Source organism: Micromonospora craterilacus (genome assembly GCF_003236315.1).
Taxonomy (GTDB): domain Bacteria; phylum Actinomycetota; class Actinomycetes; order Mycobacteriales; family Micromonosporaceae; genus Micromonospora; species Micromonospora craterilacus.
The window spans coordinates 11,976-27,637 of the sequence record NZ_POTY01000077.1; the positions used below are offsets into that span (position 1 = coordinate 11,976).

The 15,662-nt window shown below is 69.7% G+C and carries 13 protein-coding genes; 5 read left to right on the forward strand and 8 right to left on the reverse strand.

The features are described 5' to 3' along the window. The first annotated feature begins 359 nt into the window (after positions 1 to 359). From C1I95_RS14300 to C1I95_RS14320, 5 genes are all read left to right on the forward strand, one after another. Positions 360 to 1,343 (forward strand): ABC transporter ATP-binding protein, encoded by a 984-nt coding sequence (locus C1I95_RS14300; RefSeq protein WP_111214319.1) that lies wholly within the window; start codon positions 360 to 362, stop codon positions 1,341 to 1,343. Beyond that, on the forward strand, positions 1,340 to 2,182 hold the full coding sequence (locus C1I95_RS14305) for a DUF2705 family protein (RefSeq protein ID WP_111214320.1): 843 nt from the start codon (positions 1,340 to 1,342) through the stop codon (positions 2,180 to 2,182). The genes C1I95_RS14300 and C1I95_RS14305 overlap by 4 nt, the downstream gene beginning before the upstream one ends. A gap of 21 nt (positions 2,183 to 2,203) precedes the next feature. Then, positions 2,204 to 2,437 (forward strand): hypothetical protein, encoded by a 234-nt coding sequence (locus tag C1I95_RS14310; RefSeq protein ID WP_146605716.1) that lies wholly within the window; start codon positions 2,204 to 2,206, stop codon positions 2,435 to 2,437. 487 nt (positions 2,438 to 2,924) lie between these two features. Beyond that, positions 2,925 to 6,326, forward strand: coding sequence for a ThuA domain-containing protein (locus C1I95_RS14315; protein WP_233513666.1), 3,402 nt, complete (start codon positions 2,925 to 2,927; stop codon positions 6,324 to 6,326). A 7-nt stretch (positions 6,327 to 6,333) separates the two neighbouring features. Beyond that, a complete protein-coding gene (locus tag C1I95_RS14320) occupies positions 6,334 to 7,710 on the forward strand; it encodes a sugar phosphate isomerase/epimerase family protein (protein ID WP_199523746.1) in 1,377 nt (458 codons plus the stop codon). 55 nt (positions 7,711 to 7,765) lie between these two features. Here C1I95_RS14320 and C1I95_RS14325 read toward each other — a convergent pair whose 3' ends face one another. The 8 genes from C1I95_RS14325 to C1I95_RS14360 form a co-directional block, all read right to left on the reverse strand. Next, positions 7,766 to 8,314 (reverse strand): gluconokinase, encoded by a 549-nt coding sequence (locus C1I95_RS14325; RefSeq protein ID WP_111214324.1) that lies wholly within the window; start codon positions 8,312 to 8,314, stop codon positions 7,766 to 7,768. Then, positions 8,304 to 9,533, reverse strand: coding sequence for a D-mannonate dehydratase ManD (manD, locus tag C1I95_RS14330; RefSeq protein WP_111214325.1), 1,230 nt, complete (start codon positions 9,531 to 9,533; stop codon positions 8,304 to 8,306). Before manD ends, C1I95_RS14325 begins: the two co-directional genes overlap by 11 nt. Positions 9,534 to 9,559: 26 nt before the next feature. Next, positions 9,560 to 10,513, reverse strand: a complete 954-nt coding sequence (locus C1I95_RS14335) for a sugar kinase (RefSeq protein WP_111214326.1) — start codon at positions 10,511 to 10,513, stop codon at positions 9,560 to 9,562. A gap of 64 nt (positions 10,514 to 10,577) precedes the next feature. Then, positions 10,578 to 11,216, reverse strand: a complete 639-nt coding sequence (locus tag C1I95_RS14340; protein ID WP_233513667.1) for a bifunctional 4-hydroxy-2-oxoglutarate aldolase/2-dehydro-3-deoxy-phosphogluconate aldolase — start codon at positions 11,214 to 11,216, stop codon at positions 10,578 to 10,580. Positions 11,217 to 11,218: 2 nt separating this feature from the next. Further along, entirely contained in the window at positions 11,219 to 12,367 is a 1,149-nt protein-coding gene (dgoD, locus tag C1I95_RS14345) for a galactonate dehydratase (protein WP_111214328.1), read from the reverse strand. Between the two features lie 6 nt (positions 12,368 to 12,373). Continuing rightward, positions 12,374 to 13,189, reverse strand: a complete 816-nt coding sequence (locus C1I95_RS14350; RefSeq protein ID WP_111214329.1) for a carbohydrate ABC transporter permease — start codon at positions 13,187 to 13,189, stop codon at positions 12,374 to 12,376. Then, entirely contained in the window at positions 13,186 to 14,133 is a 948-nt protein-coding gene (locus C1I95_RS14355) for a carbohydrate ABC transporter permease (RefSeq protein ID WP_233513668.1), read from the reverse strand. Before C1I95_RS14355 ends, C1I95_RS14350 begins: the two co-directional genes overlap by 4 nt. A gap of 70 nt (positions 14,134 to 14,203) precedes the next feature. Next, positions 14,204 to 15,445: an ABC transporter substrate-binding protein gene (locus tag C1I95_RS14360; RefSeq protein WP_233513669.1), complete on the reverse strand. Its 1,242-nt coding sequence runs from the start codon at positions 15,443 to 15,445 to the stop codon at positions 14,204 to 14,206. Between the last annotated feature and the right edge of the window lie 217 nt (positions 15,446 to 15,662).

Below are 15,662 nucleotides of genomic sequence, written 5' to 3' on the forward strand. Positions count from 1 at the left end.
AATGTTGCAGGTGAATATCGCGGCCGTGAGCTGCGGCTAAGACAAAACGTACGTTCAGCCGCCCAGGCAGGGACTTCCGGCGCGCATCGACCTCCGCTACCCTGTGGGCGGCCACCGGCTTAGCCCAGGTCAGATGCCCTTCTGTGGGCGCCTGTCGGGGTGCCGCCGTCGGCCGCGACGCCCCCGGGCGGGAGCGTCTCCAACACCACCCACCCGCTCGACTTTACGGACAGTTAATTGGCGACGTGCAAGCAACCCAGCGTGGCAGCAGGGAATTCGAGGTACTTTCACATGAACATTCGAAGAAGCCTGCTCGACGGGTCCCCATTGCCCGATTTTCCGGTTACGGCGACCCGTTGATGGGCGACCGTTTCGCCATCGAACTGCACGACGTCACCAAGCGTTATCCGGGCGGGGTCACCGCGGTCGACCGCCTCGACCTCCGGGTGCGGGAGGGCGAGGTGCTCGGCTTCCTGGGGCCGAACGGGGCCGGCAAGACGACCACCATGCGCATGCTGGTCGGGCTCGTCCGGCCGAGCAGCGGGCGCATCCGGGTGCTGGGGCAGCCGCCCGGCACGCCGAGCCAGCTGGCCCGGGTGGGCGCGCTGATCGAGTCGCCCGCCTTCTACCCGCACCTGTCCGGCCGGGACAACCTGCGGCTGGCGGCCCGGTACTCGGGCGTGCCGGACAGCGCAGTCGAGCGGGTCCTGACCGAGGTGCGCCTCAGCGACCGCGCCGATTCGCCGTACCGGACCTACTCGCTGGGCATGAAGCAGCGGCTGGGGGTGGCCGCCGCGCTGCTCAAGGAGCCGAGCCTGCTGATCCTGGACGAGCCGACCAACGGCCTCGATCCGGCCGGCGTCTCCGAGATGCGGGAGTTGCTGCGCGCGCTCGGGAAACGGGGCCACACCGTACTCCTCTCCAGTCACGTGCTCGCCGAGGTGGAGCAGGTCTGCGACCGGATCGCGGTCATCGACGCCGGCCGGCTGGTCGCCGAGGGCACGCCCGACGAACTGCGGGGGGCGCTGGGCACCGGGGTGCTGCTGATCGACGCCGAGCCGGTGGACCAGGCGATCGCCTGCCTACGCGAGCACGACCAGGTCCGGGCGGTGGAAGCGGTCGACGGGCAGCTGCGGGTCACCGCCGATCCGGCGCTGGCCGCGGTGCTGAACCGGCGGCTGGTGACGGCCGGCATCGACGTACGGGAGCTGCGCCCGCTGCGCCACTCGCTGGAGGAGGCGTTCCTGGAACTGACTGCGGCGGAACGGTCCGACGCCGACAGTGCGGATCCGACCGCCGAGGCCACCGACCGGCCGGAAGTCACGACGGGAGTCAACGCATGATCGCCTCGGTGCGGGCAGCCTGGTTCGCCGACCGCCGGCGGCCGGCCGTGTGGACGGTCACCGCGACCTGGACGATCCTCGCGCTCGCGTTCGGCATCGGCATCCCCTACCTCGTGCACCTGGCGCTGGCCGGCGACCCGGAGCAGGCCGACGCCGCCGAGTCGCTGCTCGCCGCCGTACTGCCGGGCCAGCTGGTCACCACCGGGATCGGGCTGTTCCCGCTCTTCGGCGGCGCCATCGTGGTCATCCTCGGCGCGCTGGTCGTGGGCAACGAATACCGCTGGGGCACGCTGAACCTGATCTTCACCCAGCGGCCCCGGCGTGGGCAGGTGCTGGCCGGGCACGCGGTCGTCCTGTGTGGCCTGACCCTGCTCATCGCGGTGCTCACCTTCGGCGCACTGGCACTGGTCACCGGCCTGCTCGGGGTGGTGGAGGGGCACCCGGCCGGCTGGCCGCCCGCCGCGGACCTGGCCGGGGCGGTGGCCGCGGCCTGGTTGATCTGCACCGCGCACGCCAGCGTCGGCTGGTTCCTCGCGATCGCCTTCCGGAGCACCGCGACCGCGATCGCGGTCGGTCTGATCTGGACGCTGGTCCTGGAGAACGCGATCAGCGGGCTCGCGCTGGTGCTGAGCCCGCTGGAGGTGGTGCAGAAGGTGCTGCTGGCCCCCAGTTCCGGGGCACTGGCCGGCGCGTTGGGCGCCCGCTCCCAGTTCGACGGTGGCACGCCGGGGGTGATGGAATCGTCCGGTGCCCTGCTACCGACCCTCGTCCTGCTCGGGTACACCCTGCTCATGTTCGGGCTGGGCAGCTGGCTGGCGGCGCGTCGGGACGTCGGCTGACCCGCCGGAAGGGACGTGGAGATGGAGTTCCTGCTCGCTTTCGCGCTGACCGCCCTGGTGGCCACGGGTGGCTGGATCGCCTGGGCGGCGGTGCGGGGCTGGTCCCGGCTGCGGGATCGCCGGCACGAGCTGCGGCTGGCCCAGGCCCGGTCGGCGGCGGAGATCCGCCGGGCGGAGCTGGCCGCCCAGATGCGGGAGATCGAACTCGCCAACGAGACGTACGAGGACTTCGTCCGCCGCCACCCCGAGCGTTGAGCGACAGGCGGTGACCCGGTCCTCCCCGACCGGGTCACCGCCTGCTCAGCGAGGCCGGCAGCAGAACTGCCGTCCCACTGCCCGAAGTCGAAAGCCGCGGCGTACCCGCTGACAGCGCCCGCACACCCGGTCACGGCAAACGCCGCCGGCGACCACCCGCAGGCGATTCCCATGCCGCGCCCCACCGACCCGGTTCGGGGCTCGTCGGCAGCCGATCTGGTCACGGAGGACACCGTCGGCGAGCCGGACCCTACCGCCCTGGTCCGCGCCCGGGGCGTCCAACCGGCGGTCCCGTTATGTTCCGGTGCCTCCGGGATCGACCCTCGCGTCACCAGGAGCCGGCTCCCATCAGGACATTGACCCATCGAGATACGTCTCGTAGGGTCGAAGGGCGGAAAGCGCTTTCCATTCCCGTCCCATGAGGAGCGCGTGTATGAGACGCCAACGCCCACTACTACTCGCTCTACTTGCGGCCGTCACTCTCTTGTTGACGAGCACGACAACGACCGCCGCGAGCGCATCGACCACCACCGCCACCTTCCGGGTCCTGGTCTTCTCCAAGGTCACGAACTTCTACCACGACTCGATCCCGGCCGGCATCGCCGCCATCCAGCAGCTCGGCGAGCGGCACGGCTTCGCCGTCGAGGCAACCACCGACTCGGGCGCCTTCACCGACGCCAACCTCGCCCGGTTCGACGCCCTCGTGTTCAACAACACCAACTCCACCCCCGCGTCCGGCGACCTACTCAACGCCGATCAGCGGGCCGCGCTACAGACGTTCGTCCGCGGTGGTGGTGGCTGGGTCGGCCTGCACGCCGCCTCCGCGAGCGAGCGGGACTGGACCTGGTACGAGGGACTGGTCGGGACCATCTTCGACCACCACCCGGACTTCTCCCGCACCGGCGGTACCTTCCCGGGCCGGATCAAGGTCCTTGACCACGCCCACCCCTCCACAAAGAATCTTCCGGAACTCTGGGAACGCAGCGAGGAGTGGTACAACTGGCGGATCAACCCCACGGGCAGGGTCCACACGCTCGCCCAGATCAAGGTGCGCGACGGCATTCCCGGGATGAACCAGGGCCACGACCATGCCTATTCGTGGTGTCAGAACTACGACGGCGGCCGCTCCTGGTTCACGGCCGGCGGGCACAGCTCGTCGTCCTTCCAGGAGCCGGCATTCCTCCAGCACCTCCTGGGCGGCATCAGGTGGGCGGCAGGCGTCGTCCCCGGTGACTGCGGCGCCACCAGGACGAACAACTTCGAGCGGGTCCCCCTGGTCAACCAGAATCTCTCCGACCCGTTCGAACTGGCGGTGGCGCCGGACCGCCGGGTCTTCTACATCGAGCGCACCGGCGCACTGAAGGTCATCAACCAGGACACCCTCGCCGTCACCACGCTCCTCGACTTCGCCTACACGCCGGAGCACACCAGTCAGTCCGACGGCCTGATCGGCATGACGCTGGACCGACACTTCGACACGAACAACTGGATCTACCTGCTCTGGTCTGACCGGGTGGAGAAGCAGCTCAACCTGTCCCGGTTCACCGTCGACGGCAACAGCGTCAGCCTCGACTCGGAGAAGCGCCTGCTCACGATCCCCACCTGGCGCGGTGAGGCTCGCGCCAACTCGCACATGGGCGGCTCGCTGACGATGGACCGCCAGGGCAACCTGTACGCCGCCATCGGTGACAACACCGACCCGTTCGAGTCCAGCGGCTTCACTCCCATCGACGAGCGGCCCGGCCGCCGCGCGTACGACGCACAGGCCACCTCCGCCAATACCAACGACCTGCGGGGCAAGATCCTGCGGATCAAGCCCCTGCCCAACGGCAAGTACGCCATCCCAGGGGGCAACCTGTTCTCCCCGGGCACGCCCAGGACGATGCCCGAGATCTACGCGATGGGCATGCGGAACCCGTTCCGCATCACCGTTGACGCGAAGACCAAGGCGCTGCTCGTGGCCGACTACGGCCCTGACGCCCGGTCCGCCAACCCCGCTCGGGGGCCGGAAGGGACCGTCGAGTTCCACCGGATCACCAGTGCCGGCAACTACGGCTGGCCCTACTGCGTCGGCAACAACACCCCGTTCAACGACTACGACTTCGCCACCTCCACCTCCGGACCGAAGTTCGACTGCACCGCCCCGGTCAACGACTCCCCCAACAACACGGGCCTGACCAACCTCCCCGCGGCCAAACCCGCGCAGGTGTGGTACGCCTACTCGGCGTCACCGGAGTTCCCCGAACTCGGCACGGGCGGCGGCGGCCCCATGAGCGGACCCGTCTACAACTTCGACCCGTCCAACAAGCGGCTGACCAAGTTCCCCCAGTACTACGACGGCAAGTGGATCGTCTTCGAGCTGACCCGCAAGTGGTTCAAGACGCTGTCGATCCACTCGACCGCCCAGACCTTCAACGATCCCCGCTTCGGCCCCACCAACGTCGGTGACCTGCAGTCCATCAACGGAATCTTCGGCAACATGTCGTGGATCCAGCCGTTCGAGGCGGAGTTCGGGCCGGACGGCTCCCTCTACGTCATCGACTTCGGCGTGGGCAGCGGGAGCGGTCGGGGCGGCACCAACGAGGGCGCCGGCATCTACCGCATCGACTACGTGGCCAACAGCCGACCGCCGGTTGCCCGGCTGACCGCGGACAAGGACAGCGGGCCTGCCCCGCTGACCGTCGCCTTCTCCAGCGCCGGCTCCAGCGGGCCGGACGGTACCGCGATCCAGTACGCCTGGGACTTCGACGGCGACGGCAACGTCGACTCCACTGCCGCCAACCCCAGCCACACCTACAACACACCGGGGCGCTACACCGCCCGACTCACCGTCACCGCCACCAATGGGCAGACAGCCATCGCCGTGCAGGAGATCACGGCCGGCAACACCCGCCCGACAGTGACCCTCAGCGTCCCCGACGGGGCCTTCTTCGACTTCGGTGACCGCATCCCGTACACGGTTACGGTCACCGACCCGGAGGAGGGCAGCATCGACTGTTCCAAGGTGGTCGTGCAGACCCAACTCGGCCACGACTCGCACACCCACCCGCTGGACAACTACGTCGGGTGCACCGGGGTGGCGGTCACCGAGAGCGGCGGTGGCGACGGGCACGGCCCGGGACAGGACCTCTACACCGTGCTCACCGCGCAGTACACCGACGGCGGGGCGGCCGGAGCACCGTCGCTGGTCGGCTCAACCCGGGTGGAGCTGCAGACCAAGCGCAAGGAGGCCGAGCATTTCGACGCCCAGAGCGGCATCGAGGTGATCGAACGCGCGACCGCCAGCGCCGGTAAGCGCATCGGGGATATCGATCATGGAGACTGGATCAGCTTCAGCCCGGCCAACCTCCGCAACATCGACTCGGTCACCTTCGGAGTCGCCTCTGGCAGCAGCGGCGGCGACATCGAGATCAGAGCCGACTCCCCCACCGGCGAACTCCTCGGTCGGGCCACCATCGGCGGCACCGGCGGCTGGGACAACCTCATATCGCCGACGGTGGAGCTGACCGACCCGGGCCGCACAGGCAAGCTATATCTGGTCTTCGTCAACCCGAACCAGACGGGTGGCACCCCCGACCTGATGTCGCTGGACTGGCTGCGCTTCAACGGCGCCGGGGTGCGGGAAGAGACCGACGCGACGGTTTCGGCCTCGGCCACGCCCACTACGGGCACAGCGCCACTGCAGGTGGCATTCACCGGGACAGCCTCACCGCCGCCCGGGCGCACCATCACGGACTACGCGTGGGACTTCGGCAACAACGCGGCGATCGTGCACGCCCCGTCGGCCAGTCACACGTACACCCGCAGGGGCACCTACACCGCACGGCTGACCGTCACCGACAACCTCGGGGCGACGCTGTCCTCGACCGTCGTCGTGACGGTGCGCTGAGAGTCAGGTGGTGGCGGGGTGCGTACCCCGCCACCACCGACCCGGCCGACCCATCCGTCAGCGCGAGGCCGCTCGCGCACTGGGCCTCGTCCGCGATCCGCATTACCTGCCGCACACCACCAGTGCCAGGAACCTCCAGCCGTTTCTCGTCTACCTAGGAGAGCCCATGCCTTCCGACTCCGTCCGCCCGTCCCACATTCGATCGAGGCGAGCGCGTCAGCTGCTGGCCACGTCGCTGGCCGCGGCGCTGCTGCCGTTCACACCGGCGCCGGCATCGGCCGCCGAGGCTCCCACCAACGGTCCGGGTACGGCCGTCGCCCTCACCACACAGATCACCGAGGATGCCTGCCCCTGGGGTTACACCACCTCGTCCACGGTCTTCTTCGGCCAGGACCAGGCCAACTCGGGCGTACCCAACCGCGACCTGGGCAACGGGTGCACAATCATGGACGTCATCTGGGCCGAGGCGCCGTTCGCCAACCACGGCAGGTTCGTGAGCACCGTCAGCGGGCTCGCCAACGCCCTTCAGCAGGACGACCTCATCACAAAGGAGGAGCGCCGCAGCATCGTACGGGCGGCGGCTCACTCCGAGATCGGCAGCACGCAGCCGGCCCCCGGGACCCGCGCGCTACCCGACGACCGGATCGGCCTCGTCCTCTACACCGTGCGGGCAACCATGGCAACCGCGCCTGAGGCCACCCTGGGCGCACTCGCCGCCTGCGGCTACCGCAACGCGGAGCCCTCCGGCGCGGTGAACAACTTCTACGGCCGGACGGCCACGGCGCTGGCACCGCTGGTTGCCGACGCGGGGCTGTCGGTTCCGTCGATCGGGATCGGCCTCGGCGACCTCCGAAACAACCTTCACGGCGTCATCGCCAATGCCAGGACATTCGGCGCCAAGTACGTCCGGATCTCGGGTTCCGGCTCATGGGGACTCCACGACTATGCAGAGGTCGCGGCGACGCTGAATGCCGTCGGCGCCGAACTCAAGCAGGCGGGCATCACCGTCGCCTACCACAACCACGGATTCGAGTTCACCACGCAGAGCGGCGGTGTACGCGGCTATGACGTGCTGGTACGCGAAACCGACCCGAATCTGGTCGCGATGGAGCTCGACCTGTACTGGGCGGTCAGCGTCGGCGCGGATCCTGTCGACCTCATCCAGCAGTACCCGGGCCGGTTCCCGCTGTTCCACGTCAAGGACATGGCTGCCGACGGGTCGTTCGCCGATGTGGGCGAGGGCGTCATCGACTTCGCCCGCATCTTCGTGCACAGCACGATGGCGGGCGTCGACTACTACCTGACCGAAAACGACAGCCCACGGCCGGACGGCGTGTCGTCTGCCTGCGACAGCTACGCCAATCTGCGCGCCTTGCGTTACTGACCGACGACCTCGCCGGCCCGCAACTGCGGGCCGGCGAGGTCATCCCGGGCCACCGTCATCCTTCGCCCGCCAACACGCTGCGCCTCGGTGGCAGGCCGAGCCGCTCGACCGCCGCGGCGACCAACGCGTCCGTGGAGAGCTGGAGGTCGAGGACGACACCCCGCTCGTCCGGCCAGAGCGGTTCCAGGGTCGCGGTCTGCGAGTCGAGCAGACTCGCCGGCATGTACGGATGGCTGCGGCTCGACATCCGCTCCCGGATGACCTCGGTCGGCCCGTCCAGATGCACGAACTCCACGCCCGGCGGGCCCTGCCGCAGCAGGTCCCGATAGGAGCGCTTGAGCGCCGAGCAGGCCAGCACGGTCGACACGCCCTCCCGGTGGCGGGCGGTCATCCACCCGGCCAGGGCCCGCAGCCACGGCCAGCGGGCGTCGTCGTCCAGCGGTACGCCGGCCCGCATCTTCGCCACGTTGGCCTCGGAGTGGAACTCGTCCGCCTCGGCGAAGGCCAGCCCGGTCACCTCGCTGACGCGCTTGGCCACGGTGGTCTTGCCGGATCCGGAAACACCCATCACCACGATGTGCCGGGTCGACGGCTCACCAGTCATGGACCGTGCCGTCCATCAGCCGGTTGAACGGCAGGTACGCCGGCTGGTACGGGAACCGCGCGGCGGCCTCCTCGTCCAGTTCGACACCGAGCCCGGGCTGCTCGCCGGGGTGCAGGTAACCGTCGGCGAAGCTGAACGACTGGCGGAACACCTCGTTGGTCAACGGCCCGTGCCGCATGTACTCCTGGATGCCGAAGTTGTGGATGGCCAGGTCCAGGTGCAGCGCGGCGGCCATGCCGACCGGCGAGATGTCGGTCGGGCCGTGGATGCCCGACTTGATCTGGTACTGGGCGGCGAAGTCGAGCAGCTTGCGCATCGCGGTGATGCCGCCGGTGTGGGTTACGGCGGACCGGACGTAGTCGATCAGCTGTTCCCGGATCAGGGTCTGGTAGTCCCACACGGTGTTGAAGACCTCGCCGATGGCCAGCGGCGTGGTGGTGTGCTGGCGGACCAGCCGCAGCGCCTCCTGGTTCTCCGCCGGGGTGCAGTCCTCCAGCCAGAACAGGTCGTACGGCTCGAGGGCCTTGCCCAGCTTGGCGGCCTGGATCGGGGTCATCCGGTGGTGGCCGTCGTGCAGCAGCGGCAGCTCCGGGCCGAACTCGCTGCGGACCGCCTCGAACACGCCGGGCAGGTGGCGCAGGTACGCCCGGGTGTCCCAGTCCTCCTCGACCGGCAGCGGGGTGCGCTGGGCCGGCTCGTAGTCGTACCGCTTGCCGTCGGTGCTGGGCTGGGCGGCGACCCCGTACACGGCGTTGATGCCGGGCACGGAGGTCTGCACCCGGATCGACTTGAAGCCGAGGTCGAGGTGCGCGCGGATCGAGTCGAACAGCTCCGGCAGGTCGCGGCCGGAGGCGTGCCCGTACGCCATGATGCCGTTGCGCGACGCCCCGCCGAGCAGTTGGTAGAGCGGCATGCCGGCGGCCTTGGCCTTGATGTCCCACAGGGCGACGTCCACCGCGGCGATGGCGGCCATGGTGACCGGGCCGCGCCGCCAGTACGCCGAGCGGTAGAGGAACTGCCAGGCGTCCTCGATGCGGTGCGCGTCCCGGCCGAGCAGCAACGGCACCACGTGGTCACGCAGGTACGAGGCGACGGAGAGTTCACGCCCGTTGAGGGTGCCGTCGCCCAGCCCGGTGATGCCGTCCTCGGTGGTGATCTTCAAGGTGACGAAGTTGCGGTCCGGGCTGGAGACGATGACGTCGGCGGCCACGATCTTCACGGGGGGTGCCTTTCTCGGGGTGATCCTCAGCGGAGGGTGGTGCCGGCGGCGCTGCCGGCGATGAGGGACAGCTCGTCGCGGCGGGGCAGGCCCTCCCAGTCGCCGTGCGCGGCGACCGCGAAGGCGCCGAGGGCGACCGCGCGCCGGAGCCGGTCGACGAGGTCCAGCCGGTCGAGGTGTCCGGAGAGGTAGCCGGCGGTGAACGCGTCGCCGGCGCCGACGGTGTCCACGGCGGTGACCGGCACCGCCGCGGCCTCGGTGACGCCGTCGCGGGTGTACGCCCGGGCGCCGTCGGCGCCGAGCTTCACCAGTACCGTCCGCACGCCACGGCGGAGCAGGTCGGCGGCCGCGGTGGTCTCGTCGGCGCCGGGCTCGGCGACCAGGTCCAGCTCGTCGGCGGAGGCGACGACGACCGACGCGTACCCGGCGAGCGGGGTCAGCGTCGCCCGGGCCGCCGCCCGGGACCAGAGCCGGGCCCGGTAGTTGACGTCGAGGGAGACGAACGTGCCGGCGGCCGAAGCCTCCCGCGCCGCCCAGGTCACGGCCTCGCGGGCGCTCTCCGACAGCGCCGGGGTGATCCCGGTCAGGTGCAGCACCCGGGCACCGGCCGCGAGCGGCCCGCGCAGGTCGTCGACGTTCAGCGCCGATCCGGCCGAGCCGGCCCGGTTGTACCGCACCCGGGTCACGTCGGCGGTGCGCCGTTCCAGGAACATCAGACCGGCGGGTCGGTCCGGGTCCCGGTGGGCCCCGTCGGCGCCCACCCCCTCGGCGCGCAGCTGGCGCAGCACGAACTCGCCCAGCTCGTCGGCGCTGACCCGGCCGGCCCAGGCAGCACGGTGGCCGAGCCGGGCCAGGCCGATCGCCACGTTGCACTCCGCGCCGGCCAGGTGCATGGTCAGCGTCCCGCCGGTGGCCAGCGGGCCGGGCGAACGCAGCGACACCAGCGCCTCGCCGACGGTGAGCAGATCCACGTCACTCATGCCGGCACTCCGCTTCGCTCCGTGCCAGGAGGCACCAAGACGCTGAGCCTGATGATTCGGTCGCTCATGAACGCTGGACACCACCGGTCGCCGCCACGTAGGCCCGGGCCCGCGCGCGGAGGGCGTCGAGGTCGCCACCGGAGGCGGCGTCGCCGACCAGCGGGCCACCGACGCCGACCGCGATCGCGCCGGCGGCGAAGTAGCCGGGCAGGTCGGCCAGGCCGACCCCGCCGACCGCGACGAACGGGATGTCCGGGAACGGGTCGCGCACCGCCTTCAGGTACGCGGGCCCGCCCACCGACGACGGGAAGAGCTTGATCGCACTGGCCCCGAGCTGCACGGCCGTGTACGCCTCGGTGGGGGTGAGCGCGCCGGCGGCGACCGGCAAACCCCGGCGGGCCGACTCGGCGATCGACTCGACCACTGCCGGGGTGACCACGAACTGGGCCCCGGCGGCGGCCACGTCGGCCACGTCGGCGGTGGTGAGCACGGTGCCGGCGCCGACGAGTGAGCCCGCCGGCGCGGCTGCCCGGATCGCCTCGATGGCCGCGCAGGCGTCGGGGGTGGTCAGGGCCACCTCGACGATCGATACGCCCTCGGTCAGCAGGGCGATGCCGGTCGCGATCGCGGCGGCGGTGTCGGTGCCGCGGATGACCGCCATCAGGCGGGTCGCGGCGAGTTCGGCGGCAAGATTGATAGTCATGATCACCATTCCGCGTAGGAGCCGTCGGGGTGCCGGAAGGTGGGGCTGCGCCAGGCGTGGCCGCGCTTGTCGGCCGCCCGTACCGCCTGCTCGTCGATCTCGATGCCCAGCCCCGGCGCGGTGAGTCGCTGGACGTACCCGTCGACGAAGGTCAGCGGCTCCTGGTCGACGCAGTAGTCGAGCACCTCGGCGCCGAGGTTGTAGTGGATGCCGATGCTCTGTTCCTGGATCAGGTAGTTCGGCGTGGCGAAGCCGACCTGCAGGCAGGCGGCCAGGGCGATCGGGCCGAGCGGGCAGTGCGGGGCGAGCTGCACGTCGTAGACCTCCGCCAGCGCGGCGATCTTGCGTACCTCGGTGATGCCGCCGGCGTGCGACAGGTCCGGCTGGGCCACCGCGATGCCGGCCTGGAGCACGGGCAGGAACTCCTGGCGGTTGTAGAGCCGCTCCCCCGTCGACACCGGGGTGGTGGTGGAGCGGACGAACTCGCCGATCAGGTGGGAGTTCTCCGGCACCACCGGCTCTTCCAGGAAGAACGGCCGGTACGGCTCCAGCAGCGGCGCGACCCGGCGGGCGTTGGCGAGGGTGAACCGGCCGTGGAAGTCGACGGCCACGTCGCGGTCGTCGCCGAGCACCTCGCGGGCGGCGGCCACCCGCTGCACCACGCCGTCGATTTCGGCGACGGAGGCGACCGGGCTCATCCGCCCGGAGGCGTTCATCTTCACGGCGGTCAGACCCGCCTCCACCCGGGCAGCGATCTGGTCGCGGACCTCGCTGGGTTCGTCGCCGCCGACCCAGCCGTAAACCCGGATCCGGTCCCGGACCGGGCCGCCGAGCAGCTGGTGCACGGGGGCGCCGTACCGCTTGCCGGCGATGTCCCACAGTGCCTGGTCCAGGCCGGCGACCGCGCTGGCCAGGATCGGGCCGCCCCGGTAGAAGGAGCCCTTGGTCATCACCTGCCAGTGGTCCTCGATGCGCAGCGCGTCCTGGCCGATCAGCAGCTCGCTGAGCTGCTCGACGGCGGTGCGTACGGTCTCCGACCGGCCCTCGCAGGTCGCCTCACCCCAGCCGACGATGCCGTCGGTGGTCTCCACCCGGACGAACAGCCAGCGGGGTGCGACGAGGAAGGTCTCGACGCGAGCGATAGTCGTCATGGTCGATCAGCCCTTCGTCGCGCCGGCGGTGAGCCCGGAAACGATGTACTTCTGCACGAACAGGGCGATGATCATGATCGGCAGGGTGACCACGGTGGTCGCCGCCATCAGGCCGCCCCAGTCGATGCTGGCGTAGCCGACGAAGTCGAAGATCGCCACGGGCAGCGTCTTCGTGCTCGCGCCGGAGAGCACCAGGGCGAACATGAAGTTGTTCCAGGAGAAGATGAAGGACAGGATGCCGGCGGTGGCGATGCCCGGGACGGACAGCGGCAGGGTGATCCGCCGGAACGCGCCGATCGGGGTCAGGCCGTCGACGAGCGCGGCCTCCTCCAGCTCGTCCGGCAGGCCGTCGAAGTAGCCCATCATGATGTAGACGATCAGCGGCAGCGAGACGAACATGTGGCTCAGGATCAGCACGCTGAAGCCGCCGACCATGCGCAGGTTCGAGAAGACGTAGTACCAGGGCACCAGCAGCGAGACGCCGGGGATGACCCGGGCCATCAGCACCACGAGCGCCGACTTCTTCATGTTGAAGCGGCTCATCGAGTACGCCGCCGGCACGCCGAGCAGCAACGACAGCATGGTCGCCGCGAAGGCCACCCAGAGGCTGTTGACGATGAACTGGACGTAGTTGGCCTGCTGCAGGACGGTGTCGTAGTTGTCCAGGGTGGGCGTGAAGACCAACGCCTTGCTGGAGTCGTAGATGTCGACGTTGGTCTTGAACGACGCGGCGACCATCCAGAGCAGCGGCGCCACCAGCGCGAGCACGACGACGGCCAGCGCCACCGCGCGGAAGGCCCGGAACCCGGCGCTTGCCCTCATCGGCCGGCCTCCTTCTTCCGAGCGGTGAGGGCCCACATCGCGCCGATGATGATCAGGAAGAACAGGATCAGCACCGTCGAGGAGAGGCCGTACTCGTTGTAGTCGAAGCTCAAGCCGTAGGCGTACACGTTGAGGGTCTCCACCTCGTTGAACGAACCGCCGCCGCGGCCCTTGGTGGCGTAGAGGATGTCGAAGGTCTTCAACGCGTCGATGCCGCGCAGCAGGACCGCGACGATCACGGTGGGCATCAGCAGCGGCAGGGTGACGTGCCGGAAGCGCTGCCAGGCGCTGGCACCGTCGATCATCGCCGCTTCCTGCGGCTCGTCGGAGAGCGACGTCAGCCCGGCGAGCAGGATCAGTACGACCATCGGCGTCCACTGCCAGATGTCGATGAAGATGGTGGTGGGCAGCGCGGTGTGCTGCCCGGCCAGCCACGGCTGCGGGCCGATGCCGATCCAGCCGAGCGCCTGGTTGGCGAGGCCGATGTTGGGGTCGAAGATGAGCCGCCACATCATGCCGACGGCGACCGGGGTGGCGACCAACGGCAGCAGGATGGCGACCCGCACCCACTTCTCACCCCGGAACGGTCGCCATAGCAGCAGGGCGATCGCCATGCCGAGGACGACCTCGAAGAACAACGCGACGCCGGTGAACGCCGCGGTCCGTCCCACGGCGGGCCAGAACCGGTCGGTGTCGCTGAGGACGTCGAGGTAGTTCCGGAAGCCGATGAACTCGGACTCGGCGCGGACGGATCCCGACGAGTCGGTCAGGCTGAGGTACACGGTCCAGGCGAGCGGAAAGATGATCAGCGCGGCGACGAAGGCCATGGCCGGGGCCGCGAAGAGCCACTTGCGATGGTCGTTGGCCCAACGCGCCCAGCCGGGCGTGTCGGGCATGACGGAGGCGCCGCGGGGCGCTCTGCTGGGGGCGGTTACAGCTGGCATCAGTTCTCCGTGGTGGGGAGGCCGGCCGGGGGTGACGGGGCCGTTCGCCCCACCACCCCCGCGCCCGGACTTAGCGGGCCTCGTCGTCCAGGAACTTCTGGAACCCCTGGTTGGCGGCGTCAGCCGCGGCCGCGGCGTCCTTGCCGGTGATGGCGTCGACGATCGGCTGCCCGACGATCTCCCGAGCCTGCGCCACCCGCTCGACCAGCGGCCGGTCGTGGCCCACGCCGTTGGCCAGGCTCACCGTGATCGCGTCGGCCATGTCCTTCGGGTACGTCGCGATGCCCTCCGGGTTCTCCCAGACGGAGGTACGGGCACCGGGGACGCCGGCCTTCTGCTGCTCCAGCGTCTGCTGCTTACCGGCCGCCCACTCGATGAACTTCCAGGCGTTGCTCTGGTTCTTCGAGGCGTCGTTGACGGCGAGACCCCAGGAGGGGATGTTGTACGGCTTCGAGCCGGCCGGGCCGGCCGGGAACGGCGCGAACCCGACGGTCTCGGAGACCTTCGACTTGCCGGGGTCGGTGGCGTTCTTGTAGAGCGAGTTGGCCTCGGTGTAAAAGGCGGCCTGACCCTGGGTGAAGATCGCCATCGCCTCGGACCAGCTCATGTCGGTGCTGATGTTGGCCGGGCCGTGCTCGCGCAGCAGCCCGCCGTAGTAGGCGTACGCCTGCTTGGCCGCGTCGCTGTTGACCGCGGACTTGCCCGAGGCGTCGACGAAGTCGCCACCGAAGCTGTACAGGAAGCTGGAGAACTGGGTGACGGCGGCGGCCTTGCCGGTCCGCGACACGAAGCCGGCCACGCCGGAGTTGTCCGCCTGGATCTTCGCCGCCTGGGCCTTCAGCTCGTCGAGCGTCTTCGGCGGGGCGGTGAAGCCGGACTTCTCCAGCAGGTCCTTGCGGTAGTAGAGGACCTGCTGCTCGGTGATGATCGGGACACCGACCACCTTGTCCTCGTACGTGGTGGCCCCCACCGGCGCGGCCTGGAAGTCACCGAAGTCGAAGTCGGCGCTGTCCTTGGCCTTGTCGGTAAGGTCGGCCAGGTACTTGTTCTTGGCGAACAGCCGCCCCTCCTGCAGGGGGCGGTACATCATCACGTCGATGTCGCCGGAGCCGGCGTTGAGCTTGACGTTGTACTGGTCCGACAACTGGTCCTCGCCGAGCTGGGTGACCTCGACCTTGAGACCGGTCTGCTTCTCGAACTCCGGCAGTGCCTTCCGGATGTTCTCGGTCCAGACGTGGTTGACCAGCGTCACCCGGACGGTGTTCGAGCTGCCGCTGTCGTCACCGCCGCCGCCACAGGCGGACAGGGTCATGGCGGCCACCACCGCCAGAGATGTACCGATTATCGATCGACGTCCCACGTCCGTCTCTCCTTACTGTCCTGGCCGCCGCCCTCGGGGGATGGGCACGACCTCGGCCTGTTACATCCGCTTAACGTCCGGATGCTAGGCCGAAAAAGCAGACTTATACAAGGGGGAGACCTAACTGATATGATCCGACGCGTGAATCCGCCCTCCCCCGGGGTTGCAC

Excerpts from the sequence above, each read along its gene's own strand:
- C1I95_RS14300 (WP_111214319.1), top strand. The coding sequence starts at position 360 with ATGGGCGACCGTTTCGCCATCGAACTGCACGACGTCACCAAGCGTTAT.
- C1I95_RS14305 (WP_111214320.1), top strand. The coding sequence starts at position 1,340 with ATGATCGCCTCGGTGCGGGCAGCCTGGTTCGCCGACCGCCGGCGGCCG.
- C1I95_RS14310 (WP_146605716.1), top strand. The coding sequence starts at position 2,204 with ATGGAGTTCCTGCTCGCTTTCGCGCTGACCGCCCTGGTGGCCACGGGT.
- C1I95_RS14325 (WP_111214324.1), bottom strand. The coding sequence starts at position 8,314 with ATGACTGGTGAGCCGTCGACCCGGCACATCGTGGTGATGGGTGTTTCC.
- C1I95_RS14335 (WP_111214326.1), bottom strand. The coding sequence starts at position 10,513 with ATGAGTGACGTGGATCTGCTCACCGTCGGCGAGGCGCTGGTGTCGCTG.
- C1I95_RS14340 (WP_233513667.1), bottom strand. The coding sequence starts at position 11,216 with ATGACTATCAATCTTGCCGCCGAACTCGCCGCGACCCGCCTGATGGCG.
- dgoD (WP_111214328.1), bottom strand. The coding sequence starts at position 12,367 with ATGACGACTATCGCTCGCGTCGAGACCTTCCTCGTCGCACCCCGCTGG.
- C1I95_RS14350 (WP_111214329.1), bottom strand. The coding sequence starts at position 13,189 with ATGAGGGCAAGCGCCGGGTTCCGGGCCTTCCGCGCGGTGGCGCTGGCC.
- C1I95_RS14355 (WP_233513668.1), bottom strand. The coding sequence starts at position 14,133 with ATGCCAGCTGTAACCGCCCCCAGCAGAGCGCCCCGCGGCGCCTCCGTC.
- C1I95_RS14360 (WP_233513669.1), bottom strand. The coding sequence starts at position 15,445 with ATGACCCTGTCCGCCTGTGGCGGCGGCGGTGACGACAGCGGCAGCTCG.